The sequence below is a fragment of the Arthrobacter rhizosphaerae genome (assembly GCF_023062595.1).
In the GTDB taxonomy this organism is placed as follows: domain Bacteria; phylum Actinomycetota; class Actinomycetes; order Actinomycetales; family Micrococcaceae; genus Arthrobacter; species Arthrobacter rhizosphaerae.
Genome location: NZ_JALLAN010000006.1, coordinates 62,896 through 87,257 on the forward strand (window position 1 = coordinate 62,896; position 24,362 = coordinate 87,257).

22 protein-coding genes are annotated in these 24,362 nt (G+C 62.0%); 4 read left to right on the forward strand and 18 right to left on the reverse strand.

What is annotated here, in order from left to right; all coding sequences use genetic code 11:
• Positions 1–15 precede the first annotated feature (15 nt).
• The gene (locus MU551_RS09980) at positions 16–2,580 is read left to right on the forward strand and encodes an ATP-dependent DNA ligase (RefSeq protein WP_247043397.1); all 2,565 of its coding nucleotides are present in this window, start codon (positions 16–18) and stop codon (positions 2,578–2,580) included.
• Positions 2,581–2,696: 116 nt separating this feature from the next.
• Here MU551_RS09980 and MU551_RS09985 read toward each other — a convergent pair whose 3' ends face one another.
• Together MU551_RS09985 and MU551_RS09990 are read right to left on the reverse strand one after the other, a co-directional pair.
• A complete protein-coding gene (locus MU551_RS09985) occupies positions 2,697–2,957 on the reverse strand; it encodes a hypothetical protein (protein ID WP_247043399.1) in 261 nt (86 codons plus the stop codon).
• An 18-nt stretch (positions 2,958–2,975) separates the two neighbouring features.
• The gene (locus MU551_RS09990) at positions 2,976–3,170 is read right to left on the reverse strand and encodes a hypothetical protein (protein WP_247043401.1); all 195 of its coding nucleotides are present in this window, start codon (positions 3,168–3,170) and stop codon (positions 2,976–2,978) included.
• Positions 3,171–3,767: 597 nt separating this feature from the next.
• Between MU551_RS09990 and MU551_RS09995 the strand changes: the two genes are divergently transcribed.
• The gene (locus MU551_RS09995; RefSeq protein WP_247043403.1) at positions 3,768–5,348 is read left to right on the forward strand and encodes an MFS transporter; all 1,581 of its coding nucleotides are present in this window, start codon (positions 3,768–3,770) and stop codon (positions 5,346–5,348) included.
• Between the two features lie 125 nt (positions 5,349–5,473).
• On the opposite strand, the gene MU551_RS10000 is transcribed toward MU551_RS09995, so the two are convergent.
• Genes MU551_RS10000 through MU551_RS10020 form a run of 5 tightly spaced genes read right to left on the reverse strand, consistent with a single transcriptional unit; the run spans position 5,474 to position 11,720 of the window.
• Entirely contained in the window at positions 5,474–6,244 is a 771-nt protein-coding gene (locus MU551_RS10000; protein WP_247043405.1) for an SDR family NAD(P)-dependent oxidoreductase, read from the reverse strand.
• A gap of 46 nt (positions 6,245–6,290) precedes the next feature.
• On the reverse strand, positions 6,291–8,159 hold the full coding sequence (locus tag MU551_RS10005) for an IucA/IucC family protein (RefSeq protein ID WP_247043407.1): 1,869 nt from the start codon (positions 8,157–8,159) through the stop codon (positions 6,291–6,293).
• Complete coding sequence (locus MU551_RS10010; protein WP_247043409.1) at positions 8,156–8,713, reverse strand: GNAT family N-acetyltransferase; 558 nt, start codon at positions 8,711–8,713, stop codon at positions 8,156–8,158. The genes MU551_RS10005 and MU551_RS10010 overlap by 4 nt, the downstream gene beginning before the upstream one ends.
• Positions 8,710–10,125, reverse strand: coding sequence for a lysine N(6)-hydroxylase/L-ornithine N(5)-oxygenase family protein (locus tag MU551_RS10015; protein WP_247043412.1), 1,416 nt, complete (start codon positions 10,123–10,125; stop codon positions 8,710–8,712). Before MU551_RS10015 ends, MU551_RS10010 begins: the two co-directional genes overlap by 4 nt.
• Positions 10,122–11,720 carry a pyridoxal phosphate-dependent decarboxylase family protein gene (locus tag MU551_RS10020; RefSeq protein ID WP_247044033.1) on the reverse strand — a complete coding sequence of 533 codons (1,599 nt, stop codon included), beginning with the start codon at positions 11,718–11,720 and terminating at the stop codon, positions 10,122–10,124. The genes MU551_RS10015 and MU551_RS10020 overlap by 4 nt, the downstream gene beginning before the upstream one ends.
• A gap of 301 nt (positions 11,721–12,021) precedes the next feature.
• On the opposite strand from MU551_RS10020, the gene MU551_RS10025 reads away from it, so the two are divergent.
• Positions 12,022–12,621 (forward strand): dTMP kinase, encoded by a 600-nt coding sequence (locus tag MU551_RS10025; protein WP_247044035.1) that lies wholly within the window; start codon positions 12,022–12,024, stop codon positions 12,619–12,621.
• On the opposite strand, the gene MU551_RS10030 is transcribed toward MU551_RS10025, so the two are convergent.
• From MU551_RS10030 to MU551_RS10045, 4 genes are all read right to left on the reverse strand, one after another.
• Positions 12,618–13,067 carry an ATP-binding protein gene (locus MU551_RS10030; protein ID WP_247043421.1) on the reverse strand — a complete coding sequence of 150 codons (450 nt, stop codon included), beginning with the start codon at positions 13,065–13,067 and terminating at the stop codon, positions 12,618–12,620. The two genes, MU551_RS10025 and MU551_RS10030, sit on opposite strands and share 4 nt — an antisense overlap.
• A complete protein-coding gene (locus tag MU551_RS10035) occupies positions 13,067–13,396 on the reverse strand; it encodes an STAS domain-containing protein (RefSeq protein ID WP_247043422.1) in 330 nt (109 codons plus the stop codon). Before MU551_RS10035 ends, MU551_RS10030 begins: the two co-directional genes overlap by 1 nt.
• A complete protein-coding gene (locus MU551_RS10040; protein ID WP_247044037.1) occupies positions 13,393–15,372 on the reverse strand; it encodes a glycosyltransferase family 2 protein in 1,980 nt (659 codons plus the stop codon). Before MU551_RS10040 ends, MU551_RS10035 begins: the two co-directional genes overlap by 4 nt.
• A gap of 268 nt (positions 15,373–15,640) precedes the next feature.
• Positions 15,641–16,180: a hypothetical protein gene (locus MU551_RS10045; protein WP_247043425.1), complete on the reverse strand. Its 540-nt coding sequence runs from the start codon at positions 16,178–16,180 to the stop codon at positions 15,641–15,643.
• Between the two features lie 142 nt (positions 16,181–16,322).
• Here MU551_RS10045 and MU551_RS10050 point away from each other — a divergent pair, with 142 nt between their 5' ends.
• Positions 16,323–17,060 carry a GAF and ANTAR domain-containing protein gene (locus MU551_RS10050; protein ID WP_247043434.1) on the forward strand — a complete coding sequence of 246 codons (738 nt, stop codon included), beginning with the start codon at positions 16,323–16,325 and terminating at the stop codon, positions 17,058–17,060.
• Between the two features lie 29 nt (positions 17,061–17,089).
• Here the strand turns inward: MU551_RS10050 and MU551_RS10055 are convergent, their stop codons facing one another.
• From MU551_RS10055 to MU551_RS10085, 7 genes are all read right to left on the reverse strand, one after another.
• Complete coding sequence (locus tag MU551_RS10055) at positions 17,090–17,434, reverse strand: GNAT family N-acetyltransferase (protein WP_247043436.1); 345 nt, start codon at positions 17,432–17,434, stop codon at positions 17,090–17,092.
• A complete protein-coding gene (locus MU551_RS10060) occupies positions 17,431–18,774 on the reverse strand; it encodes an acyltransferase family protein (RefSeq protein WP_247043438.1) in 1,344 nt (447 codons plus the stop codon). The genes MU551_RS10055 and MU551_RS10060 overlap by 4 nt, the downstream gene beginning before the upstream one ends.
• 106 nt (positions 18,775–18,880) lie before the next feature.
• Positions 18,881–19,273 carry a DUF1304 domain-containing protein gene (locus MU551_RS10065; RefSeq protein ID WP_247043440.1) on the reverse strand — a complete coding sequence of 131 codons (393 nt, stop codon included), beginning with the start codon at positions 19,271–19,273 and terminating at the stop codon, positions 18,881–18,883.
• A 74-nt stretch (positions 19,274–19,347) separates the two neighbouring features.
• On the reverse strand, positions 19,348–20,217 hold the full coding sequence (locus MU551_RS10070; protein WP_247043442.1) for a class II fructose-bisphosphate aldolase: 870 nt from the start codon (positions 20,215–20,217) through the stop codon (positions 19,348–19,350).
• On the reverse strand, positions 20,217–21,683 hold the full coding sequence (locus MU551_RS10075) for a GntP family transporter (RefSeq protein ID WP_247043444.1): 1,467 nt from the start codon (positions 21,681–21,683) through the stop codon (positions 20,217–20,219). Before MU551_RS10075 ends, MU551_RS10070 begins: the two co-directional genes overlap by 1 nt.
• A 141-nt stretch (positions 21,684–21,824) precedes the next feature.
• Entirely contained in the window at positions 21,825–22,724 is a 900-nt protein-coding gene (locus tag MU551_RS10080; RefSeq protein ID WP_247043447.1) for an NAD(P)-dependent oxidoreductase, read from the reverse strand.
• 63 nt (positions 22,725–22,787) lie between these two features.
• Positions 22,788–24,269, reverse strand: a complete 1,482-nt coding sequence (locus tag MU551_RS10085; protein ID WP_247043470.1) for a four-carbon acid sugar kinase family protein — start codon at positions 24,267–24,269, stop codon at positions 22,788–22,790.
• Between the last annotated feature and the right edge of the window lie 93 nt (positions 24,270–24,362).

Below are 24,362 nucleotides of genomic sequence, written 5' to 3' on the forward strand. Positions count from 1 at the left end.
CGGAGGTGAAGCCCTATGGCCGGTAGCAAGGAACGTGTCCGTGTGGGGGGACGTGAACTGGTGGTCACCAATCTGGACAAAGTGCTGTACCCGGAGACCGGCACCACCAAGGCGGACGTCCTGGCCTACTACGCAGCAGTAGCCCACGTCCTTATCCCGGCCGGGAAAAACAGGCCGGTCACCCGGAAGCGGTGGGTTCATGGCGTGGGAACGGCTGAAGAGCCCGGAGAAGTGTTTTTCCAGAAGAACCTGGAGGGCTCCGCTCCCGGCTGGATACCCCGTGCCTCCATCACGCACAAAGACCGCACTATCCAGTACCCGCTGGTCAACGATCCCGCGACCCTGACCTGGCTCGCCCAAATAGCGTCGCTGGAGATCCATGTGCCGCAATGGCGGATTGACTCGCACGGGGATCCCCTGCCACCGGACCGCATGGTGCTGGACCTTGACCCCGGGGAAGGCGCCGGCCTTGCCGAATGCGTGGAAGTAGCAAAGCTTGCCCGCGTGATCCTGAAGGACGTCGGACTGGAGCCTGTTCCCGTGACCAGCGGCAGCAAGGGAATCCACCTGTATGCGGGATTGGACGGTACGCAAAGTTCAGAGCAGATTTCAGCGTTTGCAAGGGAACTCGCCCGCGCTTTGGAGGCCGACCATCCGGAGCTTGCCGTCAGCGACATGAAGAAGACGCTGCGCACCGGCAAGGTGCTGGTGGACTGGAGCCAAAACAACGCCGCAAAGACCACCATCGTGCCCTACTCCCTCCGCGGCCGCCTCCATCCCACTGTGGCGGCGCCGCGGACATGGCGCGAGCTCACCGCACCTTCTTTGCACCAGCTTGACTATGAGGAGGTCATGCGGCGAGTCAAGGATGGCAAGGATCCCTTCGCACCGATTTCCGCTACAGCCGGTCACCCCCGCCTAAGCAGCACTCATGGCTCCTTCACCGCCGTCGAAAGTTCAGCACGTCTCCCTGAACACGAACGTGGCGGGCGCGACGGCGGCACCGCCGATCCCCGGCTCGAAAAGTACCGGTCCATGAGGGACCCCGGCGAAACCCCCGAGCCCTTTGCTGCCGACCAGCATCGTGCTTTGGCGGATGACAGTGGATCGCCGCGGGAAATCTTCGTGATCCAGGAGCACCATGCCAGCCGGTTGCACTTCGACTTCCGGCTGGAGCGCGACGGGGTGCTTGTTTCCTGGGCCTTGCCCAAGGGAGTGCCCACCTCCAGCGATAAGAACCATTTGGCTGTCCAGACCGAGGACCATCCGATGGACTACGCAACCTTCGAGGGGACCATTCCAAAGGGGCAGTACGGGGCCGGATCCGTTAGCATCTGGGACCGTGGCACGTACGAATGCGAGAAATGGATTGCCGGGAAGGAGGTCATCGTCACGCTCACGGGGGCAAATGACGGCAACCTGGGCGGCACCCGGAAGTTCGCCCTTATCAACACCGGAAAAGGCAAGGACAACCAAGGGCAGTGGCTGATTCATCTCATGGACCCAGGCCGCAAAACCTACCATCCCCGCCGGTCCGTATCCGATGACGATGCTGAGCCGGGTGATGACGGTTCCCCGCTTCCCCCCACGTCTAAAGCTGCTCCCCCGCCTGACGTTGACAGCCTCACCCCGATGCTGGCCACCGCCGGTACCGTCTCTGATCTGAGTGACAGCCACTGGCGGTTTGAGCTCAAATGGGACGGAGTGCGGGCACTCGTTATAGGCGAGGGAGGCAGAATCAGGCTCATCAGCCGAAACGGCAACGACATGACCGCGAGCTACCCGGAGCTCACGGTGCGGGAATGCTGGCCGGTAGGTGACTTCGTTGCGGACGGCGAGATCGTCGCCGTCGGACCTTCAGGAAGACCGGACTTCGGGCTGCTCCAGTCCCGCATGAAGCTCACCAAACCGGCCGACGTCCGCAGGGCCCAAAAGGCGACGCCGGTCCGGCTGATGCTCTTCGACTTGCTTGTCCACGAGGGCGCAGACCTCCGAGGGCGCCCGTGGCATGAGCGGCGCGAGCGGCTGGATCGGTTTTACGAACCGTCCGAATGCCCTGTGTACCTCTCCGGTGTCATTGACGACGACGTCGAACATATCCTGGCGAGCGCACGGGAACTGGGCCTGGAAGGTGTCATGGCCAAGAGATCGGACAGCCGGTATGTCACGGGCCAGCGGAGCAAATCCTGGCTCAAGCTGAAGGTGGAGCGCACCCAGGAAGTAGTGGTGGGCGGCTGGCGTCCGGGCAACGGGTCGCGCAAGGATTCGATCGGTTCGCTGCTCCTGGGCATTCCCGACGGCTCCTCGCTGCGCTACGTGGGCCGCGTCGGAAGCGGCTTCAGCGTCCACGAACTGGAAGAACTGCGGCAACGGCTGGAGACCATTTCACGGAAAACCTCGCCGTTCAGCGACATTCCGCCTGCCGACGCCTCGGATGCCCACTGGGTCATGCCCGGGCTGGTGGGGGAAGTGACCTATGGCGAATGGACCAGCAGCGGAAAGCTGCGGCACCCCGTGTGGCGTGGTTGGCGGCTGGACAAGGAACCCGCGGATGTGGTGATGGAGGCCGTGGCTTTCTAGCAAATCACCGTGGGACACGCAAATGGTCGTGGGATGCGGAAACGGTCTGGTGGCACCTGTATTTAGGCGTCCCCAAACCGTTTGCGCATCCTCAGGCTCTTAGTGTGTCCCCAGGGCTAGGAGGAGTGCGGCATTTGCGGCCGGCTGGTCCTGTGGATGGCAGTTACTGCCGCCCCCTGGCCCATTCGTCCATGGCCATTGCCCCTCTCTTTGGCGTGGCGGCGCTTGCCGTTGCCCGCCGGCCACTGCGGTCCCTCGCCGGAGATCTTCGCCAGTCCGAGAGGCGCCGGTTCGGGGAGCGGCACCTCATTCATAGAGGCCGCCAGGTGCTCCGCGATGTCCGCTTTGATTTCTTGTTCAGCCTGCTTTTCAGCCATTGCTTTTCCTTCCTGTACCTACCAGCGGACTTTCTTCTCGGCGGGCCCTTGCTTTCCGCTCTTGTGGGTGGGCTTGTGGTTGTGGCCGACGCTTTGGGACGTTGTTCCGCCCCGCGATTTACTGGCCAGCATCTCCTGCTGGGCTTCCGTCAGCTTGGACTTGATGCCCTTGGAGCTTTCTTGCTCCTTGCCGGAGTCTTTTGGCTTGTTCATGGTTAGTCTCCTATCCAGGCGCTCTCAGCAGACCGTAAACCTTGGTACCGCGTGGACCCGGACACCCCACGGCAGAAAAGCCCTGAGGAAAATCGCCGATGACTGAGCATCAAAAATGGGAACAACGCGAAGGTATGGTCTCTTCAAGCGCAGAGTTTTGGTGGTTACGTGGCGGTCGGGCCTTCGACAACTTCGACGAAGGCCAACCGGCTTGGCTACTCAAAAATCAGTGTTCCCATGGCTCAACCATAAACAATAATCAGACTACTTGTGAACCCCGAAACCAGGGCCAATTCGGGACGCCCTTCTTCACCTCGCATGCCACCGTACCTCGCCCAAAATGGTGGATTGATGCCGCGTTTGGCGCTACTTCTCAAAAAAATTTGAACGGCGCGTGCGAAAGTACGAAAAATCGGCGCCAATACAGGGCACAACAGGGCACAAATATGTCTGATATTTGCGCTTGGTTGACGCTTAAAAGCATGAGCCTACGGCACCAGAATCGGAAAAGCCATAGACATCGCGTAAAATTGAAGGCCTGCCCGGAGCGGGGCAGCTACAAGTCGCAAGCAAATGACCTCCACGGGAGTTGCCCAAATGCCCAAAGACCGAAGCACGACCGACTCTTCAGCAGGCGTCACAAGCGCCAGCGGAACCAACAACATCGCACCAACAGGTGCAAGGAAAAAGCTGATACCGCGTCGACGACTCAAAGAGTCCGACGTCAACGTAGTGAACCAGCCGATGCTCAAAAAAGCACTCGGCGGCACCATCGTTGGAAACACCATGGAATGGTTCGACGTCGGCGTGTTCGGCTATCTGATCACCACGATGGGCCCGGTCTTCCTGCCAGAAGCTGACCCCGAAGTCCGGACACTGTTCCTGCTGGGAACCTTTGCCGCCACCTTCATTGCACGCCCGCTTGGCGGTGTCGTCTTTGGTTGGCTTGGTGACAAGATCGGCCGGCAGAAGGTGCTCGCAGCAACCCTGATGCTCATGGCGGCGAGCACGTTCGCGGTGGGACTGCTGCCGGGCTATGCGCAGATCGGCATCTGGGCCGCTGTACTTCTTGTGATCCTGAAGCTCGTACAGGGCTTCTCCACCGGTGGTGAATACGCCGGCGCAACCACATTCGTGAGCGAATATGCCCCGGACAAGCGCCGAGGGTTCTTCGCGAGCTTCCTGGACATGGGCAGTTACCTGGGCTTCGCCTTGGGCGCCGCATTGGTATCCGTCCTCCAACTGACTCTTGGTCAGTCCACCATGGAGGAATGGGGCTGGAGGATACCGTTCCTGGTCGCCGGACCGTTGGGTCTCATCGCCATCTACTTCCGGAACAAGATTGAGGAATCTCCTCAGTTCCAAGCCACGCTGGATGCCCAGGAATCATTGGCGCAGGATCCTGACGCCGCTGCCGTGGACTCCGGCAAGGGTCCATTCGGAATTGTGAAGGCCTACTGGCGCTCGCTCCTGGTGGCCATGATCCTGGTTGCTGCCGCAAACACGGCCGGTTACGCCCTGACCTCCTACATGCCCACGTACCTCACGGAATCCAAGGGCTATGATCCTGTCCACGGAACGCTGCTCACCATTCCGGTCCTGGTGATCATGAGCCTGTGCATTCCACTGACGGGAAAGCTGTCCGACCGCATTGGACGCCGTCCGGTTCTGTGGATCGGCGCGCTCAGCACAGTAGTCCTGGCTACCCCGGCATTCCTGCTTATCGGAATCGGAGAAACTTGGTCGACACTCGCAGGCCTGTCCCTGATCGCTTTCCCCGTAGCGTTCTACGTGGCCAACCTTGCCTCCGCTCTCCCGGCACAGTTCCCCACCGCCAGCCGCTACGGAGCCATGGGAATCGCGTACAACTTCGCTGTGGCCATTTTCGGTGGAACCACACCCTTCATCGTCGCAGCGCTCATCAAGGGCACCGGCAACGATATGATGCCGGCGTACTACCTGATGGCCACCTCGGCCATAGGTGCGGTCGCCATTTACTTCCTGAAGGAATCCGCTAACCGTCCGCTACCGGGGTCCATGCCCAGCGTGGACACGGCGGCTGAGGCCAGGGAGTTGGTTGCCACTCAGGACGAGAACCCGTTCATCGACCTCGATGATTTGCCGTTCGACGCTCCGGCATCAGAGCAGGAGCCCGAGAAGGTCCCTGTCGGCGTCTGATCGCCCGGCCTGATCAAAACTGGCGCCTGATTAAACCTGCGTCTGACAAAAACTTTGAGGCCCGCTCTGCGTGCTCCCACTTGGGGGAAGCACGCGAAGCGGGCCTCACGGTTTTAACCGAGGCGCTACCGCGCCCTTCGCGGGGGTCCCGTCGTCAGCCTGGCCGGCAATACCTGCGCCGCAGCCATCATGAACCGGTACCGCTTGGAAGGAATCCAAACCGCCTTGCCGTGGTCGCTCGCGGCAAGACCTTCACGGACCACGCGATCCGGATGCAGCCACATCCACTGCGGGGCGACTGACTTGTCCATCTCCATCCGGTCGTGGAACTCAGTGTGGGTCAGGCCGGGGCAAACAGCAGTGACTGTAACGCCCTGCGGGGAGTAAGCGAGGTTGGCCCAGCGGCTGAAGCCGACAAGCCAGCCCTTTGCAGCCGAGTAGGTTCCCCGCGGAAGGAACGCAGCAACGCTGGCCACATTGATGATTTTTCCGGAGCCGCGCTGCAACATCGCTCTCAGCGCGGCATGGCTCAGCACCATGGGCGTCTCCACCAACAGTTTCAGGTGCCTCTTCTCCTCCTCAATGTCATTCTCTTCGAATGACTTGAGCAGCCCGAACCCTGCATTGTTGACCAGGATCTCCACGGGACGCGCCTCATCAGACAGGCGTTCGACGACGGCCGCCACGCCGCCGTCGTCCGTAAGATCTGCCACGATCACCTCGGTGGAGATGCTGTACAGGTTCTCCAGCTCCGCAGCCGAAGCAGCCAGCCGTTCCCCATCCCTTGCCACGAGTACGAGGTGATGTCCTTGTTCGGCCAGCTGGCGGGCAAACTCCGCGCCCAGGCCAGCCGTGGCACCGGTGATCAATGCTGTTGTTCCTGTAGGCATGCCCATGATCTCAGACTAGTCGGATGGCTTACCTTGCGGCAGGGAAAGAAGATCAGCTTGCGAACGCAGCCAGCGGATTCTTCAGACGCCCCGCCATCTGGAGCCCGCCTGAAGGATCAGAGATGTCGAGCATCTGCTGGTTGTTCCGCAGCTGCAGCCGGTTCAGGCAAGAGAATTCAAAGTCGTCAGCAAAGAGGTCGTGCCTGGAGAACTGATCAGCGAGTTCGGGATGCTGCGCCTGGTAGTCGCGAATGGCCTCGGCCGCGGTCCGCCAGAATGTCTCCTGGCTGATAAGGGAATCTTCCTCCAAAAGAGCGCTGAGGAACCGGAAGATACAGTCGAAAACGTCAGTGAAGATTGCGAGGACCTTCTCGCCGTCGGGGATGTCAGCCTTGACCCGGCTTACTTCCTCAGGCAGTTCCAGCCTCTCCCCCATCACCACGATCTCCTCGGCGATGTCCTTCATGATGGCGCGGACCGGCACCCCGTTCTCGAGCACCAGAATGACGTTTTCGCCGTGCGGCATGAATGCGAGTTCGTAGCGGAAGAGGCAGTGCACCAGGGGGATGAGATATGCCTCGAAGTAGCGGCGCAGCCAGTCAGAAGGGGCAAGCCCGGACCGTCCGATGAGGGCAGAAACGAAGGGTTTGCCTGAGCTGTCCACATGCAGCAGTGATGCCATGGTGGTCAATTGCTGGCCGTCCTGGAGCAGCGGAAGCGGACTTTCCCTCCACAGTGCCGACAGCATCTTCCGGTAGGGCGAACCCTTGGCCGATGCGGCCTCGTAGTAGCCATTGTGGTAGCCCATGGCCGCCACTTCCTTGATCATGGCCAGCCCCCGCGACTGGAGCGCCTCGTCGCCGGTGATCAGTTCCTGCAACCAGTCATTGATGGCAGGGGTCGCCTTCATGTAGTAGGGCGAGAGACCCCTCATGAAGCCCATGTTCAGCACGGAGATGGCCGTCTTGACGTAGCATTTTTCCGGCTCGCTTGTGTTAAAGAAGGTCCTGATGGACTGCTGCGCCTGATAAGCGTCCGCCCCGATCCCGAGGTGCACAATGTGCTGTTGAGCGATTTCGGCAGCGAAGGTCACGGTCAGTTTGTTTTCCCATTGCCATGGGTGGACCGGCATCAGAAAGTAACTGGCCGGATCAAGGCCTTGGCTTCGGAGCTCGGCGTCGAAGAAGGCGACGTCGGTGGTGCCCAGTTCCGTCTCAAGGTGTTCGCGGTAGCCCAGCCCTTCGCTGGAAGTGAAGACTGCTTTGCTTCGGTGAACGGCGATCCAGTCGAGCTGGACAGGCGCTCCGGCTTCAGGCGCAAACGCACGGAAATCCGCAATGCCGAAGCCCAGGCGGCCGTTGTTGGCCACGAAGCACGGGTGTCCCTCGGTCATGCTGCGCTCAATGGTCTGGAAGTCGATGCTCGGATTAGCTCCGCCCGTAACCCCAACGGCAAGTTCGGCCGAGGACGGCTGCCCCATCCACTGCTTGAAAGCATGGCTGGCGAGCGTGCTGCTGATTTCCTCCAGATATACCGGCAGCATCTCTTCCCGAATGCCCAAGGTGTCCCGGAATTCGGTGATGAAGGTCAAGGCATCAACGGTGGCCTCAGCGCCGTTCCGCGTGCAGGCGATGGTGCTGGCGTCGATGGACCAGTGCTCCAGTTCCAACTGCCGAGCCGCGAAAGTGTACTCGGCCAGGCCGTCGTCGCTGACGATGCGGTAGGAGTCCGCCGTTCCCTCGCCTTTTGCAGCCGCACCGGTGGCGGGGCTGACCTTCTCCGGAGACAGAATCCTCTCATGCGAGAATTCGGCGAGCGCCTTGCGGACCAGATGGCGGTTGGCCTTGGCCCACAGTTCCGGTTTGAGGTGGGCGGCAGAATGTCCTGCCGCCACCACGGATTCGAGTGCAATGGTGCTCATAAGGTGGCTCCCTGGAGGTCGTGTTTGATGAGTTCGCGGGCAACATGGAAGTCGGCGCGGGTGCAGAAGCTCAGCAGCGCCTGCTTATCCGGAAGATCCACCACACCCGCCGGCTGAAAGCCCAGCCGTTCATTGAGCGCATGGATCTTGGTGTTTCTGGCATCCGGCTCAACAACCACACGCTCGATGCCAGGCTTCTGGAACAGGTGCTCCAGTACTGCCGTCATGACCGCGGCGGTGTAGCCGGATCTCGGTTGTCCCAGAGGCGGTGCCACCAGGAGGTGCATGCCGATGTCACCTGGCTGCACTGCGTACACGGCCGCAAGGGGTGATGCGTCGGGCTGGTATTCCTCCATAAGGAAGGCGGGCTCATCGCCCTCGAGCCCCAGCAGCGCATGGTGATGGCCGCTCGACTGGATTCTGGAGTATTCCTCCACAACGTCGTCGAGGCTGGCTGTCAGCATTCCCCAGAATGAGGCATAGGGCTTGGTGACCCAGCTGTGGAGCAATGGAGCGTCGTGGACAGCATCGAGGCAACGGAAAGTGAAACTCATCCCCTGGCCGCCACTGTTTCCTGCAGACCGGCCGCACCCAAACCCGCCGCGCTCCCAACGGCGCCACCCTGGCCTGACACGACCTGCCCCGGCACTCCGAACTGCTGGAAGGCGATGCTCCTCTCCACCGGGTACACCTCTGTGCCGGTCATCTCCCGCAAAATGCAGGAGTTTCGGTAGGCGGCCATGCCAAGGTCAGGGGTCACAAACCCGTGCGTGTGGAGTTCCGCGTTCTGCACGAAAATCTCGCCAGGTTCGACGCCGGTGCTGTAGTTCCGGTCCACGGCGAACCGGCCGCGGGAGTCGCGTTCGATCCGGTCCTGAATGCCGGCAAGGAACCCGGGTTCGCGGTAGCTGTAACCGGTGGCGAGAACAACGGCCTCGGTCTCAAGCGTGTAGTCCTGGCCCTGTTCCTCATGCCGGAACTCCAGAGTGTGGGATGCGGCGGAGGCGTCCCATGACGCCGCGGTGAGCGCGGAGTGGGTCAGCAGCTGTGTGTCCACCAGTCCGGAGAGGCTCTTGGTGTAGAGGAGGTCATAGATGGCGTCGATGAGTTCGGAGTTGATGCCCTTGTAAAGGTTCTTCTGGCTCTTGATCAGCCCGTCCCGTTGCTCCTCCGGAAGCTCGTGGAAATAATCCACGTATTCCGGGGACGTCATCTCCAGCGTGAGCTTGGTGTATTCGAGGGGGAAGAACCGGCCGGACCGGGTGACCCAGTTCAGCTGGTACCCGTAGACGTCGATCTCCTGCAGCAGCTCATAGTAGATCTCCGCCGCACTCTGCCCGCTGCCAACGATGGTGATGCTGGCCTTGGACTGCAGCTCACTCTTCCGCAACAGGTAGTCGGCGTTGTGGAGGACAAGTCCGCCGGCGTCCATCACCCCCGCGCAGGCCTCCGGTACGTAAGGTGACGTCCCCGTGCCCAGCACCAGCCGCCGTGCCCGGAGCACCTCGGGCCCTTGGGGACCGTTCACCGAGAGTGTGTACACGCCGTCGTCGTACGTGATCTCCCGGACGTCAGTGCCGAAGCGTACAGACTCGAGCTGCCCGGCAACCCATTGGCAGTACTGGTTGTACTCTGCGCGCAGCGGATAGAAGTTTTCCCGGATATAGAAGCGGTAGAGCCGCCCGGTCTGCTTCAGGAAGTTCAGGAAGGAGAACTGCGACGTCGGATCGGCCAACGTCACGAGGTCAGCCATGAACGGCACCTGGAGGTGGGCGGGCTCAAGCATCATGCCCGGGTGCCAGTCGAACGACTCCCTGCGCTCGAAGAACACCCCGTCGAGTCCTTCTACAGGATCGCTCAGGGCTGCCAGCCCCAGGTTGAAGGGCCCGACGCCGATCCCCGCGAAATCGTAGACGCGTCCTGTGGGGTTGTTGTGGTTTATGAATCCGGGCGTTGACGTGTTCATGCGCGCACTCCTGCCGCAGAAGCATTCGAATTGGCAGCGAGCACATCGGGCAGCAGGGTTTCGCCGGTGGTCCGGATGAGGGTGATGATCTCGACGATGTCCTCAAGAGTGGCCTCGGCGTTGAGGAGCGTGAACTTCAGGTAGTGCCTGCCGGCCACCGTTGTACCAGCCACAACAGCCTTGCCCGATGCGAATACCGCTGAACGGATGGCCGGGTTGAGGACGTCGGCCGCATCTTCCTGGAGGCGCGGACCATCGGCAAGGAGCGGCCGGTAGCGGAATACAAGGGTACTGAGCTGCGGCTTCGCGGCCAGTTCAAAGTCCTGGTCCTCCGCCAGCACCTCCCCCACCCGGGCGGCAAGATCGATCGCCTCATCGAAGAGCGCACCAACAGCATCCGCGCCCATGATCCGCAGGGTGAGCCACAGCTTGAGGGCATCGAACCGCCGGGTGGTTTGGATGCTCTTATCAACCTGGTTGGGAATTTCGGCGCGTGCGGCGCTTTCCGGGTTGAGGTAATCAGCGTAGTAGGTCACGTGGCCCAGCATGGACGACTCACGAAGCAGGAGCGCGCTTGAACTCACCGGCTGGAAGAACGTTTTGTGGAAGTCGACGGTGACCGAATCGGCAAGGCCGGTTCCCTCCAGAAGGTGGCGGTAAGCGCCCGAAACCATCAGTCCGCCACCGTAGGCAGCGTCAATGTGGAACCAGGCTCCGTAGGCCCGGGCCAGCGCCGCGAGGTCAGCCAAGGGGTCCACAGCGCCAAAATCAGTGGTCCCGGCAGTGGCCACAACAGCCATGGGGACCAGTCCGGCGTCGTTTGCTTCCGCCAAAGCCGAGGCCAGAGCCGTGGGATCCATGCGGTGCTCGGAATCGCAGGGAACGGACACGACGGCGTCGTACCCGAGGCCCAGCATCGAAGCTGACTTCCGGATGCTGAAGTGGCTGTCCGCCGACGTGAAAATGCGCATCTTGTCGAGCAAGGCGGGAAGGCGCGGGCCTGTGGTTCCGTCGCCCCCGGCGTTCCTGCGAAGCTCTGCTGCTGCATGGTTGCGGGCGATCAGAAGAGCCTGGAAGTTTGACTGGCTGCCTCCGGAGGTGAAGATTCCGTCCGCTGCAGGTCCCAGCTGCAATCGTTCGGCGGCCCAATCGATGAGACGGCGTTCAATCATGGTGGCCCCTGCACTTTGGTCCCACGTATCCATGGAGGAATTCACAGCAGACAGAATGGCTTCGCCTACCAGCGCCGGAATCACGACGGGGCAATTCAGGTGGGCGGCGTACTTGGCGTCATGGAAGTAGATGGCGTCCCTCAGGTAGAGCGCCTCCAACTCCTCAAGGGCAGCAGCCGTATCCGGGAGAGGCTGTTCCAGGTTTACGCCGTCCACCCTCAGCTTCAACTCGCCGGGCTGGACGCCGGTGAAGGGCCGGGTAGTGCGGTCCAGCTTGGTGGCGACGGCATTAACACCCTGCAGGACCTGGGCCACATACCGGGGCGAATTGCGGGCGTTGAAGAGCTGATTTGTGGCTGAAAGCGCCAGCTCGACGCGGGAACCAAAGTCCTGAGCGGGCTTGGCCGGAACGTCGGCGGGCATTTCATCCAGAGGGGACGGCAACGTCACAGTGGTCTTCCTTTGATCGCATTGTTGGGTGGCAGGGCAAGGTAAGCCTTACTTAGGTTCCCCTTTACGTCAAACTCATGTGATGTAATTCATTTCACACCGAGGAGTCAGGAGACATCAGCGGTCATTGACTTTTCTGCCGGGCGGATTCAGGGCAGAATTCCTCCTTCGGCAGCGTCAGCGGCCTGGAGTATGAGTGTGAGACCTGCAACATCACACCCACAAAGGCGGGCCGAGAGGTTAGGGTTATTGACTGATGACGGAGGGAAACCGCTTGTTGATTGTGCTGACAGGAATTGACGGCTCAGGAAAGACCACCGCCGCCCAAGCCCTGGCTCGGGATCGAGGAGCGCTGCTGCTGAGCAATTACGCCGGCCGGCGCCGGATGTCGTTGCTCGCCAACAGATTTGGGCTCCGCTTCCAGCCACGCCTGGCTGACGCCGTTGAAACCACCATCCGCACGTTCAATGTGTTGGTCTCCCATGCACGCGCCCACAACCACCCTGGCCTGGTTGTCATGGACCGCCATCTTTATTGCCAGCTTGCGTTACGCCAGGCAAAAAGCCTTCCCCGCGGCCGTTTCCTGCCCCGCCTCCTGCGCATGCTGCCGAAGCCGGACATGGTGGTCCATCTTGTTGTTGAACCGGAACAGGCACTCCAAAGAGTCATGGCGCGCGGCACCGATATGGAATCGCTCGAGGAGCTGAGCGACCTTGACGCCGCCTACCGGTCAATCCCCGAATGCAAGGATTTTCTGAAAATCGATGCCGGCGGGACCCCTGACGAGGTGCTGGCCGCGCTGTCACAGCTGCTCAAGGCACACACAGCGGGTCGGCCTCTCCTTACGGCAAGCCCGGGCTTCCTGCCCCGCTAGCTTCCTGCCGTGTCCTGGGACGCATTCCGCTTGCACATCAGCGTCCACTTATTGCCGGAAACCAGCTTGGCGTAGGAGAACTCATCGAGGGCAACTTTGGCCAGCGCGAGCCCCCTGCCTGTGGAGGAGATGTTGTCGAGGGAGGATAGATCTTCCTGAAGCGGCGCTGCGGAAAGATCTATCCCTGCGGGTTTTGCATTGTCATGGAACTCGGCATAGAGGCGCTCAGGCGAGCACTCCAGTTCCAACCGGAACCGTATGGGATCCGAGGAGGCCGGCTTGGAGTGCTCGATGATATTGGAAGCCACTTCAATGAGCGCCGTTTCAAAACGGATGCGTTCCATCAGATCTATTCCGGCCTCACTCTCCCACACCTCATCCAGCAGGTCGTGGACCAGTTCCAGGCTCTCCGGGACGCCGTCGGCACGAAGGCTGAACCGGCTCATCAATAGGCCTCTTCCACGGACGCGACCGGCTGAAGGACCCTGTTGAGGTTGGTCATCTCCAGAACAGCAGTGATCTGGGGGGTGGGATTGGCCAGCCTCAGGTCACCCCCTGCCTGCCTTGATTTCTTCAGGCCGGTAATGAGTGCGCCAAGGCCTGAAGAATCGATGAAGTCAGTGCCGGCAAGATCCACCACCAACCGGACCGTGCCGCCGTTGATCAACGCCTCGATATTCGCCCCAAGATGCGGCGCAGAGACCATGTTGAGCCGCCCAATGGGCCGGATAACGCCAACACCGTTGGCCAGTGTGTCATTGATGAACTCGATCATGGGCGTACCTCTTTCTTCTTGTGTCCTGCAGGCCTTTCGCTGCCGGCCTTCTTGCTGTTCCCAGCCAACCACGCCTCATAGCCCGGGTAACGCACCGCCTCGATCACCACGCTGAGAATCAGAAGGTCAAAGGCCACCCAGAGGCAATTGACCAGAGTCCCCACGGTGTCTGCCTCGCCAGCCAACATCCGCACAATTCCCACCAACACGGCCAGAACCAGCACGGCCATGGCGATGAGCTGCGGTTTGATCAGATGCCAGGGCAAGGTGGTCCGCTTCTGCAGGGTCTTCGGTGTCACCCGGAAATCCAGGTCCCGGCCAAGGAAGACGTTCCCGAACGCCGATGTCACAGACTTGATCCAGGTGGGGAACATGGCAAGGGAGTACTGCTGCCCCCGCCACGTCTTGATACCCCTGCCCACCACGTGGAACAGCAATTGGTTGACGATCAGGAAAGGCAGCAGCCGTACGAAGAACTCGCTGCTGAGGGCCTGCACGGGAAGGATGCCGAGGGTCAGGAAGATGACCGGGGAAGCCAGGTAGATCACGGCCGCGAATCCGGACAAGTAGGTCCACATCGTGCCCAGGTACATGATCCGTTGAGTGGGGCTCAGGCCCTTTTGCAGCAGTGGGTTTTCACGGAACATGACCTGCGCTGTTCCCTGGGCCCAGCGAAGCCTCTGCGTCAGCATGGAATCGAGGTCCTCTGGCGCCAGTCCATCGGCGAGCTTCTCGTGGTGGTAAGCGGATTGCCAGCCGAGGGCGTGGAGCCGCATGCACGTAGCCATATCCTCGGTCACGGAAATGGTTGCAATGGGCATCAGAGCCTGGGCCTCACCGTCCTTTTCGGCATTGACAGAGTCAATGAGCACGCGGACAGTTTCAATCGCACCGAGCGGGGACCAGTCGCGTTGGGAGAAGCGGTCCAGCGCCGCGTTATCCACGACGGCGAGGGAACCGTCTGTGTGCACTGTCCGGGCCAGTCCCTCAATCGAACTGAGTTCGGCATTGAGGGCCGCAAAATCATGGGCCACCAGTTCACGCGCGAGCGCGTCCACGCGGCGCTGGAAGCGGTACGTTACGTCGGCGATGCCCTGTCCCTCCCGCAGTTCCCGCTTCACGCCCTGCAAATCGACCGCCACGGTGGTGAGCGCTGCCGCGAGCCGTTCCTGGCCGGGGCCAAGCTCCCGCCGCGCTTTGGCCACCACCTTGCCTGCTGTTTTGAGTGCCTTGTTGAGTGAGAGTTCAACTTCGGAAACGTATCTCATCACGCCCAGCTGCATGAGGGCTTCCCTGCGGATGATGGCATTGGAGCCGCAGAAGAACGCGGCATTCCAGCCGTCTTTGCCTTGCTGGATGGGTCCGTAGAAGAGCGGAGCCTGGCTGCCGAGCGGATCATGGGGAGGTACGTTGGTGAATACCTGGGGTGTTTGCACCAGAGCCATGCGGGGGTCGTTGAAATAGCCCAGCGTGTGGTGGAGGATCCTCGGATCGGGAATCTGGTCTGCATCCAAAATGAGCATGAACTCGCCGTCGGTAGACAACAGAGCATTGTTGAGGTTGCCCGCTTTCGCATGGCGTGGACGGTTGGCCCAGTCCTCTGACCGGGTAATCCAACCGATCCCTTCGGCAGCGGCCATCCTCCGCAGCTCCGGGCGGTTTCCGTCGTCGAGAATCCACGTCTTGTGCGGATAATCGATCTGCTTGGCAGCCCTGGCAGTGGTCATGACGAGGTACAGCGGCTCGTTGTACGTGGTGATGAAAACATCCACTGTCAGCCCGTCAGGCGGTGGAGCCGGCTTGTCCCGTTCGCGGAACTTCCACATCGTCAGGCCAAACAGCAGGGAATCCAGCAGGGAGTACGTTTCGGCCATGACAAGGGGGACCGCAATCCACCAGGCCTCCCAGTTGAGGGAATCCATCCAGCGCCAAAGGATGTAGTTCACCCCGAGAATGGCTGTCGAAAGGACCACCATCCGTATGGCGAACAGGCGGAGATTCACGCCATTCTCCTGACCGCCACAGCCGGCGGGAGCCCCCACTGCCGGCCGGTGGTGTCCTCAATCTTCTGGCTCTTCACGGCCAGGCCCCCCTGCATTGGTCCCTTCCCAGGCTGCTTTCCGAAGGCTCGGTTCCTGGCTGAGACCGTGGAACCGTACCGGCAATCCGGGTGAGACCACCCTATCTGTCACAGCGTCAGAATGGGGAGAGCCATCCGGTTTCGGGCAGGATCTCCGTCCCCGCCTAGCCTATGGCCAGCTCGTCTTGCGGCGGCGCATCTGAGCCCTCTGCATGCCGGCGCTGCAACTCGCCGGCGGCAAAGTCATACCATGTGTGGGCACCGAACAGGGGCTTTCGAGTGTCCAGGTGCCGGTACAGGGCGTCGGCCAGCTCGGCGAGACCTGCATCCGACATCGCGGCCACCGTCGACGCCGGTTCCAGAGTGCCCTCAAGGTAGACGGAAAGGTCAGACAGCTCTGGCGGCTCAATCAGCGTCAGCTGGAAAGGATGTGGACCGGACCTGGTGTCATCCCCGTCCGTCCCGTCCTTCGCTGGCTTATTCCGACCCTCGATGTGCCGCAGGTATTCCACTACTTCGGGATCCACATGAGAGGACTGGGTCAGGTCTACCTGGATCGGCGAACCGCTGGCAAGCCGTTGAGTACGGCGCAGGATGTGCAACAGAAGCGGATAGTTAGACCGCGTAAGGCAACCGGTAGCGAGGAGGGTTACGTGCCCGGGTTCAATGTCAATGCGAACGGTGACACGCAGTTTTTGGTTCAAGGGCTCTCCACCTGATACATCCAGAGAATATCCAAGAGCCGACTTCATAACTCCCCTCCACCCTATGAGGGCAGGATTGTGGGCCACAAGTCCGGGCGGGATTCTTACGGTGCATTTCGGGCGGCGGAACTAGAATTGGCACATGGACGACATGGCAATTGACACCTCACTGGCTGAACGTCTTCAGGACCTCGTGATCGACAGCCCGGACGTCGCCAGCTTCCTCGTCGAACTGTGTGAATTGTCGGCGGCCTCCCTTTCCGAGTCGTTAGCTCTGGAGGTCACTTGCGCCATCACCCTGCAAAGGCGGCACCGGACCTCCACGGCGGGCTGGAGCAGCGCCGCCTCCCGGGCGTGCGACGAGATCCAGCATAATTTCGGCGAGGGCCCCTGCCTTCACGCGATGAATACCGGAACTACTGTGCTGGTACGCGACACACGAACTGATGTGCGCTGGCCGGAGTATGGATCCGCCATCTCAGAACTGGGACAGCTCAGCGTACTCGGAGTCCCGCTGGCGCTCGACGAGGGCGCCGCTGCCGCTCTCAATGTTTTTGCACCTGTTCCGGATGCCTTCGATGCCACGTCAATCGACCTCGCCGAAACCTTTGCCCGGCACGCCGAGAAGTCGCTAAGGCTTGCGGTGCGGATCGGAGCGCGGCAGCAGCTGGCCGACGATCTGCGTGCCGCCATGGAGTCGAGGACAGCGATCGACCTTGCCGCGGGGATCATCATGGCCCAGAACCGTTGTTCGCAGGAGGAGGCCCTGAGAATCCTGGCAAAGGCATCGAGCGGGCGCAACAAGAAGCTCCGGCACGTGGCCGAGGAGCTGGTGAAGAGCGTTGCGTCGTATGCGCCGTCGACGCATTTCACGCCCTAGGCCAAGAACCGGTTACCCCGCAGAACCGGTTACCCCGCGCCTGCCGGGGTCTCGGGCCAGTCAATGAAGAGTTCGTAGGCCTCGTGCTTCCGTAGGTAGCCGGCGATGAAGGGGTCATGCGGAATGATCCGTTTTCCGGCGGCCAGGACGTCATCCAGGGCGAAGTGCGCCAGGACCTTGGAGTGTCCTTTTCCTTTGAACTCTTCGGCTGTTTCTGTCTGGATGAAGTCGATGTGTCCGGGGCGGTCAACGAAGCGGGTCTGAACCGCGAGTTTGCCGCCCACCCGCAGCTCGTACCGGTGCAGGGCGTCATTGCGAAGGGTTGAAACGTCCGGGCTGAACGTGTCCTCGGTGGATACCATGTTCTCCGTCATGGTTCGACATTGGCACTAAATGGCGGCGGTGGCAATGCCGGTTCCGCGTCGCGAGTGACCTTCTCCGCCGGCAACCTGACCGGAACGCGGCCCAGAAGGAGCGCAGCCAACGTAAAACATGCCGCTCCCCCGCCAAGAAGACCCAGAGTAAGGCCATTGAAGGCGGCATCAGTCACCGGGATGAAGACGACGACGGCGGCGGTCACCACCGCGGCGGCAGGCCGACGACGGGTGTGGATCGACGCCGTCGGACGATCCTCCAACCGCCCAAAAAGCGCCAGTACGGGAAGCAGGAGCGTGATCAATCCCAAGAGCACCACCGAACGGGACCACCACCATTCAGCCGTGCCACCCGCGGGTTTGGGGAACTCAGTCAGGAGCCACAATCCTGACATTGCAACAAGGACGGGCAGGTGCCACAGGTAGACGGTCATGGAACGACGGCCTGCAACAGCCAGAACCTTCTGGACCCAGCCTGCGGAAGCCACCGAATTAAGCCCGGGACGGAAGAGCTCAAGAGTTGCCGCCTGGGAAATGCCCAGCAGCAGCAGGGTCAGGTTCGGCGGGTTCAGGTTCACCAGCATGTTCCCCGGGTAGAGGCCCAACCCGGTCAGAACGGCAAGAAGAAGGTTGCTCAGGATGATGACGGCCACCAGCCCTGAGCGGCTCACCTTACTGACATGGCCATCTGCAATCACGAATCCCAATTGCTGCACCGCACACCAGAGGAACACCATGTTGGCGTACGCCAGGAGAGGCAGGACTCCTCGGAAGCAGTCGACGGTCACCACCAGTATCGCGAGCCCGCCGAGGGTGGGCAACGCTGAGCGCTCATGCAACCTGGTCAGAACGGGGATGCTCAACTGCGCTGCGAGGTAGGCAGCAAGGAACCACAGCGGCATGCCCGCCCCCGTGGCCAGAAGCTGGATTACCTGTGGATGCACCCCGAGCAACAGTGCGGCCCAGAGGCCCGTGAACATCACCGCGAGCAAGGCGGCGGCAGGTCGGATAAGACGCAGCAACCGCACCTGGGCAAATTCGAAGCCGGTTCCACCGCGGTCACGCAGCCGGCGCCAGGACTGGAGTCCGGTGATTCCCCCTGCCACGAAAAAGAGCGGCATGACCATAAAGATCCAGATGACGGGTTCGAACCAGTCCTGGTTGCCCAAGGTGTTTTCCGACGTCACGGTACCGTCGGGATGAAGGACGGGGCTGACCATCATGGTGTGGCTCACCACCACCAGCACCAGGCAGAAGAAGCGGGCAAGGTCGATCACCAGGTCACGTGGCGGCGTGTCCCCCCGATCCCCGACCTGCGGCTTCCCGTCTGGAAGGCCCATTGTGCTCCCCTGTGAACACGGGTTCAGAACCCGACTGCTTACTCTCATTCTCCGCCCGGGGCGGGTTAAGGACCAGCAGCGCCGCGCCCGGCCCCGCACTGTCAGTTCAGGCCGTCAGCAGCGCCAGGGTGCCCAGCACGACGGCGAGGAAAGGGGTGGCACCCTGCGTTGCTGCGGCGCGGAGGTACTTGCGCCCGCTCAGGGCCAGCACGACGGCGGCCAGCAGCATGGAGCCGCAACTGCTGAAAATCATGGTCCAGCCCACAACGGGCTGGCCGAGTGAGACTGCGGCGATGCCCGCGAAGGCACCGATGGCCAGGAAGAGATTATAGAAGCCCTGGTTGTAGGCGAGAGACCTGGTGGTTTCGGCGTCAGCCTGGGAGGCGATGCTGAAACGCTTCCAGGTTGCGGGCCGGGTCCAGGTGAGGGATTCCATGCTGAAGATGTAGACGTGGAGGAGTGCTGCGATGGTCGCGAAGATAAGGGAGGCCAGGATCATTTAGCTGATCCTAGCCTCCCTTCCTTATTTGTTTGTCCGCCTTTGAATCCGGCGGTCTGCCGGCGAGGCGGATTTCAGCGTGTCAGCGTTGCCAGCGCTCCGGCAGCGAAGTGCTTGGCTGACTGGTTCCACAGCCTTAGCAGGCCCTGGAGGTTCTCTCCATCCGCCCGATAGCCACTGGTGTTGGCTTCGAGGGTGGCAAGCACCCCGGTGCGAAGCTCGGTGTTGAAATTGACCTTGCCCACGTTCATGGCGGACGCCTTCACCAGCTCCTCAGCGGGAATGCCGGACGCCCCGTGCAGCACGAGCGGTATATGGGTCCGTACGGCTATGTCCTGCAGTACATCCCACCGCAGTTCCGGTTCGCCGGTGTACTTTCCGTGGACGTTGCCGACGGCGACGGCCAGGAGCTGGGCTCCCGTGCGGGTCACGAAGTCCTCCACCTGGGCGGAATCCGTGAGCCCGGCCAGCGCGTTTGCAGCGGATGAGTCTTCGACTCCGAAAGCTCTGTCCTCATCCCCCGCGAGTCCGCCAAGTTCGGCTTCAATGACAACCTCAGTGCGGCCCTGGGCATCCAGGATTGCCCGGACCTCCCTGACCAGCGCAATGTTGTCCTCGTAAGGGAGGGCTGATCCGTCCACGAGGACGGAATCCGCCCCCGCGTTGACGGCGTCGACGATCACCTGGATGTCCGTGGCATGATCCAGCTGGACGGCCACCGGTACTTCAGCGGAGTCAGCAACACCTCGCAGCGCCGAGATCAGCCGCAGGCCGCCCAGAGTGGCACCGGTCTTGGGTGCCACCAGCAGAATGGTTCCGCGTCCTGCGTCCTCGGCCGCGGCCACCACTGCCAGTGCGGTGGTGAAGTCATAGCAGGTAAAGGCGGGAATTGCCGCGCCCTTCTGAAGCGCTGAAACAACCAGGTGATCAAGTCGAGTGCGCATCAGACGCTAAGACCTCCCACCAGGATCCAGGCAATAAAGGTCAGGATGAAACCGGCCAGGCCAAGGATGGTGGTCAGGACGGTCCAGGTCTTAAGGCCGTCGGAAACGGTGAGTCCGTAGTAACGGACCACTGTCCAGAAACCGGCGTCGGTGACGTGGGAGAGGCCCAGTGAACCGAAGCCGATGGCGATGACCAGCACGGCGATCTGGGCCGGAGTGTAGCCCCCCTCGGTCACAGCGGCAGTGAGAAGTCCTGTGGTGGTGACGATTGCAACGGTGGCGGAGCCCTGAGCAGCACGCAGGGCCAGGGAGATCACGAAGGCCAGCCCAATAAGCGGCAGGCCGAGGCTGTCCAGAGTCTGGGACAACGCTGCTCCGATGCCTGACGCCCGCAGCACCTCGCCGAAGACGCCGCCGGCCGCGACAACCATCAGGATGGAAGCGATCGGAGGAAGGGCCCCTTCGAAGATTTCGCCGGTTTCCTTGAGCGACCACTGACGGCGGACGGCAAGAAGGAAGAACGAGAAGGCAACGGCAACCAGGAGGGCGAAGAACGGGTTACCGATGAAGGCGGCGAGTCCGTACCAGCTGTTGTCCTTGGGGATGAGCAGTGTGCCGGTGGTGCCCACAAGAATCTGCACGATAGGCGCTGCGATGAGGAAAATGATGAGGGCGGGACGGGGAGGGGCGATTGCAAGGGCACCCGGACCGTCATGGCCAGCGCGAACCAGGGAGTCAGAGCCGAACTCTTCCACCTGAGCCTTGACGGAGGGCAGGAGTTCGTATTCCTTGCGGTTCATGATGCTGGCAACCCAGTAGGAAAGGAAGCCGAGCGGGATGCAGATAATCAGGGAGAACAGCGCGATGAGTCCGATGTCTGCGCCAAGGACGCCGGCGCCGGCAACAATACCCGGGTGGGGTGGCACCGCGACGTGGATGGCGAGCATGATTCCGGCCATGGGCAGGCCGAACTTGATCGGGTGCACGTTGGCGATCTTTGCGAAAGCGTAGACGATCGGCACCAGGACGATGACGCCCACTTCGAAGAAGACCGGAATGGCCACAAGGAAGCCAACGGCAGTCAGTGCAATGGCAACGCGCTTGGGGCCAAGCTTCTGGGTAAAGTGCACGGCGAGTGACTGGACACCGCCGGAGACCTCGATCATCCTGCCGAGAACAGCACCCAGGGCAATGAGCAGTGCAACTTTGCCCATAGTGCCACCGACGCCGTTTGCCACAACGGTGAAAACGTCCTTCAGGGGGATCTGCGCAGCGACCGCGACGATGATGCTGACGGTCAGCAAGGCCACGAAGGCCTGGATCTTGAAGCGGATGATCATCACCAGCAGAAGGGCAATGCCCAAAGCGGCAATGGTCAACAGCAACGGAGTTCCCAGCTCCACGGCCGGCTTGATGACGGGAGCTTCAGCTGCCTTCACCATCAGGTTGGTTAACAGGGGATTCATTGGGGTGTCTCCTTTGACAAGCCAGCCTACTTCCAGACCGGCGGTGGGGATACGGGGACGTGCTGATGGGTGGAACGGCGACGGCGGAGGGGGGACCGCCGTCGCCTGGTCTTAGTGGGTCAGGACTTTTGGGTCTTGGTCCTAGGCAGTGCGCTTGGTGGGCGCGACAACTTTGATGACAGCCGAATCGTCGGCGGCGGCGAGGCCCTGGGCCTGGCCCAGCAGGTACAGCTGCTCGGCGGCGGCAGCCACGGGAGCGGCGAGTCCGGCGGCTCGGGTGGCCTTGCCTACGATGCCCATGTCCTTGACGAAGATGTCCAGGCGGCTCAGCACTTCGGCGCCTTCCTCGGTGTAGGCCTCGAGGATGCGGGGGCCGCGGTTGGAAAGCATAAAGGAACCTGCTGCCCCCGCCTCGAGCGCCGCCAGGGTCTTGGCCTGATCCAGGCCAAGGGCGTCGGCGAGGGCCATTGCCTCAGCCGCCGCTGCGATGTGTACTCCGCAGAGCAGCTGGTTGACGGTCTTGAGGGCTTGGCCGTCACCGGGCTTGTCGCCCACAACGGTGAGGGTTGAGGCGAGGAGTTCCAGGACCGGGCGGGCGGCTTCGTAGGCTGCGGGGTCGGCGCCCACAACGATCAGCAGATCACCTTCGCCGGCGCGCTTGGGGCCGCCGGAGAGGGGCGCATCCACCAGCGCGACGCCGAATCCGGCCAGCCGCTCGACGGTCGCGGGGATCGCTTCGGTGCCGACAGTGCTGGTCAGGATCACGACGGCGCCCGGCTTCAGCACGGAGGCCACGCCGTTCTCCCCGAAGAGAACGTCATTGAGCTGCTCGCCATTGCGGACTGCGAGCAGCAGGGCGTCGGTTTCCTGTGCAGCTTCCTTGGCCGATGCGAACGTGTGGACGCCGGCCTCGGAAGCCAGCTGCAGGCGTGCCTCCGCGATGTCGAAGCCGTGGACGGTCAGTTCTGATGCGAGGCGCGTGGCCATCGGCAAGCCCATGGCTCCGAGGCCAAGGACGGTGACGGTGTAGTTGTCGCTCATGATGTTCTCCGTTGAATTCGTTACTGCTGACTGAGGTGCAGGGTGCAGGTGGGCAGGTGCGGACTAAAAGGTGGTGCTGAGTTTGCGGGTGACCTGGGCCAGGGACTGGTCATCGCCGACGTTGCCGGCAAAGACGATGTACGGGATGCCCTTGGCGGGTCCGTCCACTGGCTCCCAAAGGCTGACGATGCCGGGGAGCATGGGGCCGCGGACAATTGCGTGGCGGATTTCCAGCCCGTGCGCGGCGACGTCGGAGGAAGTGATGCCGCCCTTGGCGATCACGAAGCGCGGCGGGAAGGTTTTCAGGGTCCGGTTCACGAGAGCTACGACAGCGGCGGAAACTGTCCGTGCGATCCTCAGGCTGTCGGCGGCGTCGTCCGTCTTGATGAGCAGGCGGCTCGTGTGGACAATGACGTCGCCCTGGCGGAGTGCTCCCACTACCTCCCTCACGGTGGCGTCAAGGTAGGTCTCGGCTTCTTCCCCAAGGAGCCTTTCGACGTCGACCTCCACGATCTTTGCCGAGCTGTGCTGGTCGGTGAGGACCTTGAGCTGGCGGGTGGTGACGCCGACGTGCGAGCCGACAATGATCAGTCCACCGGCAAGTGATGGGGTGTTGCCTGCGTACGCCTCTTCACCGCTGAGTTCGCTGCGGATCTCCTGCCCGATCCGGGCACGCACGAAGGGCGGGCCCACCCGGTAAAGGAGCTTCTTGCCGCGGCGTTCGGCTTCTTCCAGGCCCAAGGCCAGTGCGCGGAGGTCATTTTCAGTCACGATGTCCGCCACAATCTGCGTCGATCCGCTGGCGGGCGCGATCGCGTCGGCGATGGCCTTTGCCGAGACCTGGGGATCGCCGTCCGGGCCGGCGGCCCTGATGATATTCAGGTCAAGGACAATAACGGAGCCGGCCGGGTAGCGGCCCTGCGACTTCTCGGCGACGTACTCGGCGAGCTCGGAGTTGGCGAATCCAAAGCTGGCGTCCTTGGCGAACTCGGTCTCAGATACCGGCGTCAGTTGCCCTGCCTCGGAGCCGGTGCCGCGCATGTAATGAACTCCGCCGATGGTCACGCGGCCTGCGTCCGGGAAAGCCGGGACAATAACGACGCCGTCGGTAACCTCGCCGCTGGCCGCTGCGAGCGTCGCGGCGATGGTATCGGGCTCCAAGGGGAAATGTCCGCGGAGGGTGGAATCTCCGCGGCTGACGAAGCCCACGCGAAGGGGGAATTCGCTCTCATCCGCCGCGAGGAGGGCGTTGCGGACAATCTCTTCGTTCCGTGCGGCAGCTTCGGCGGGGTCCAGGCTGCGGGTGTTGGTGAGGACGTAGACGGCGGGCTTGCCCTGGGCGAAAGCCCAGGTGAAATCGGGGGCATCCCACCGGGTCAGCACGGGCAGGTCCGACACCGATTGCGTGCCGGTCGGATCGTCGTCGAGCACCACCAGCACCTGCGGAGTGATAGCCGCGGAAGCCGCCACAGCTTCGGCAACCAGCTGAGCGGGAATCTGGACCTCTGCCGGGTAGGCGGCCAGCACATCTGCTTCAAGGGGCACTTTGCACTCCATTGTGTGAGTAATCGCTACTGTTAGGACATTTGTAAGATGTCAGACATCTTGCATCTGCTGATAGTGTGGCATAAGGCACAC